The following is a 3,197-nucleotide window of genomic DNA, read 5'->3' as shown; positions in this document are numbered from 1 at the left end:
GAACCCTTATAGAGAAAGGCATTTAGCGATTTTTGTCAATTGTTTTTGCTCTAGAGCGAACTAATCAATTAAGTCTCTTGCCAGATAAGGATTTAGTCGATTTATGCCCCCCTATCGAACCATACCAAGTAACGAAGAACCGAAAATCTTAAAAAAAACAAAAAAGCATCAGGTAGATTACAAGATTTAGCCGATTTAGAAAATCTAGAAATAGATTAGAGCTATTGATAATTTACCTCGTACCTCGTTGCAAGGGTCTCCCTTGCAACGCATTTCTAGAGGTTCTACCTCTTGCTTAACCCATCAGGAAACGGAGAAAGACCCTCCCTTGTGTAGTTCCAAACCCTTGCCTTTTGCCTCTCTCTTCCCCGACCGGCGACCGACTCCTAACCCCACCAACAAACTTTTTCAGCAGCCCCTAGATACCTTTCGAGAAAAAATTTTTTTGCACAGGGAGTCCTTAAAATAGAAGAGGGAACCCAAAACCGAGCTGCCGGTATTTTTTCTCTGGGCATGGTCGCGCAGTTTATAGAATTTAGCTGGAATTTATGAATCATTTTCTGCATTCTTTCACTGTTTTTCCTGATTCTGCCCGAAAATCTCGCTCTTACTCCCTGGGTAAACTGCGACGACCCTTAATCTTCCTGTTTACCGTCGGTTGTCTGACTAGCGTGGTCGGTTATCGTTTCTATAATCAGCCGAAATTGGCCGTCGGGACTATTTCCCCGGTCACGATTATCGCCCCCGAAGATGCCCGTTTTCAAGACCAAGAAACCACCGCCCTCAAACGCCAAAAAATTCGGGCTGGACTGCTTCCCCGGCTGAAAAGAGATCCCCAAACCACCGCCCAGATCGAGCGATCGCTGCGAGACACTTTAGGGCAATTAAGTCAAATTAGCCCAATTCTGCGAAAAAATTCGATTTTACTGAGCAGGACTATTTCTAACGCCACAATGGAAACGCTGCTCACCTTTTCTGCCGCTCAATGGTCAACTCTACAAAGCCGCCTCAACTATGAAGAATCTTTTACGAAACCCTTGACAAAAGAGCAGGAATATGCTATATACGAAATCCAAGCCTATCGTCAGCGCGTGACGAAGGGAAACTTTGAGCAATTTATCGATCGATTAGGGCAATTACGGCAAATACAGGAGCAAACCAGCCAAAATTATCGGCATTCCAGCTTAAATAAACTCAAATATGCCGATCTGATCGCAGTGGCCCAAATGGGCGATCGAGAGTGGCAAAACCTAGAAAAAGCCGTCCTGCAAGCGGGTCGCCGGATTTTGGTGCAAGGCATTCCCCCGGGGATTTCCACCAGTCACCTACAGGATACCATCGCCGTGCAGATTAGCAGCGATCGCCTAACCAGTCGCCAGCAGTCTTTAGCCGAAAATATCCTTCTAGCGGCCCTGGAGGGAGAAGCGAACCTGATAGAAGATCGGGAGGCAACCAAAGAACAAGCCACTAAAGCGGTGGAAGCGGTAGATATGGTCATGTCTAGCGCTCAAACCGGTCAAATTATCGTTAAAGCAGGCGAAAAAATTACTCAAGCTCAGTTTGTTCTCATCGATGGTTTTGGTTTAAGCGAACGGGGCATTAACTGGATGGGTTTAGGGTCAACGGCAATCCTTGTCACCAGCGCGATCGGGACTTTTTGCCTCGTTGCCCAGCGTCTCCATCGGCCTCTGCGTCACCGGGATTTTCTTCTCTTGGGTTTACTAAGTTTTACCACACCGATCCTAGCGATCGCCAATATTCCCTTTACCAATCTGGCAGCCGTGGGTTTATTAGTCAGCAGTTTCTACGGCCCGACTCTGGCCGTCACCCAGGTCCTCTTAACTGCCGGTCTTTCCCTATTCAGCATCCAAGGTATCAGCGCCGATTTAATCGCCGGGACGATAGGGGGACTATTAGCGGCTATGATAGCGGGAAAATTGCGCTCCCGGGATGAATTATCGCTGCTAGGGATGGGAATCGGAGTCAGCCAAGGGGGTGTTTATCTGCTCACTTACCTAATCGTTAGTGCCACGGCCAGCACGATCATCTATACTCTACTACCCACGGCGCTCGTCTATGGTCTATCGGGAATAGCTTGGACGGTAATCGCCCTAGGATTATCCCCCTATTTGGAACGCTGTTTCGATGTGGTCACTCCCATTCGTCTGGTGGAGTTGTCCAATCCTAATTGTAGTTTGCTCAAACGTTTGGCCACGGAAGCGCCGGGTACTTTTCAACATACCCTTTTTGTCGCCTGTTTAGCTGAAGCGGCCGCCCGAAAACTGCACTGTAATGTGGAATTAATTCGCACGGGAACCCTCTATCACGATATCGGGAAAATGCACGATCCTCTCGGTTTTATTGAAAATCAAATGGGTGGCCCGAATAAACACGATGAAATTAACGATCCCTACGTCAGCGCCGAGATTATTAAAAAGCACGTTAGCGAAGGGTTAGTCATGGCCCGCAGACACGGTTTACCGCGAGTAGTCCGCGATTTTATTCCTGAACACCAAGGCAATCTCTTAATTTCCTATTTTTATCAGCAAGCTTTGCAAAAATCCGCCCAAAATGGTCAAGAATTCGTCGATGAGGCGGCTTTTCGCTACGATGGTCCGATTCCCCAATCGCGAGAAACGGCGATCGTTATGTTAGCCGATAGTAGCGAGGCCGCTTTGCGATCGCTGAAGGAGGCCTCCCCAGAACAAGCCATGGATATGATCAAAAAGATTTTTCAGGCCCGATGGCGCGATCAACAATTAGTAGATAGTGGTATTCGTCAGGAGGAATTACCAATTATTGCCGAGGTTTTTGTGCAAGTTTGGCAACAATTCCACCATCAACGCATTGCCTACCCGAAAGCAGTTTTAGAAGTCTCCTCAGCCAAAAAAATATGAAAAAAGATACTTGGCTAAATCAGTTACAATTTCTCTACGAACAAGATGAACATCTCTGGTTGACTGAAACAATTAAACTCCTCAAGGAAAATCGTCTAGCTGAGTTGGATATTCAACATTTAATCGAGGAGTTGGAGGCTTTGAGCAAACGGGATAAAAATGGCTCTTCGGGAATTGTTATGCAAATAATTAACTTAAAATAAAATTCGATGAGAGCGCCTACGCTCAAAAGTATCTGAAATCCATATAGGGAAGGACTTAAGGCACAAACAAGTTAATACCAAAAGATAGACAATCGAG

The 3,197-nt window shown here is 46.4% G+C and carries 1 protein-coding gene and 1 pseudogene; both read left to right on the top strand.

All coding sequences use genetic code 11. The features are described from left to right. Positions 1 to 548: 548 nt before the first annotated feature. The gene (locus IM456_RS15730) at positions 549 to 2,897 is read left to right on the top strand and encodes an HD family phosphohydrolase (protein WP_287694030.1); all 2,349 of its coding nucleotides are present in this window, start codon (positions 549 to 551) and stop codon (positions 2,895 to 2,897) included. Next, positions 2,894 to 3,088, top strand: a pseudogene (locus IM456_RS15725) (DUF29 family protein); the annotation flags it as partial. The gene IM456_RS15730 and the pseudogene IM456_RS15725, both read left to right, overlap by 4 nt. Positions 3,089 to 3,197 lie beyond the last annotated feature (109 nt).

The organism is Microcystis sp. M079S1, assembly GCF_020246425.1.
Classification (GTDB): domain Bacteria; phylum Cyanobacteriota; class Cyanobacteriia; order Cyanobacteriales; family Microcystaceae; genus Microcystis; species Microcystis aeruginosa.
The sequence above is the reverse complement of the archived record's forward strand: the minus strand, read 5'-3'. Positions and strand labels throughout refer to the sequence as shown.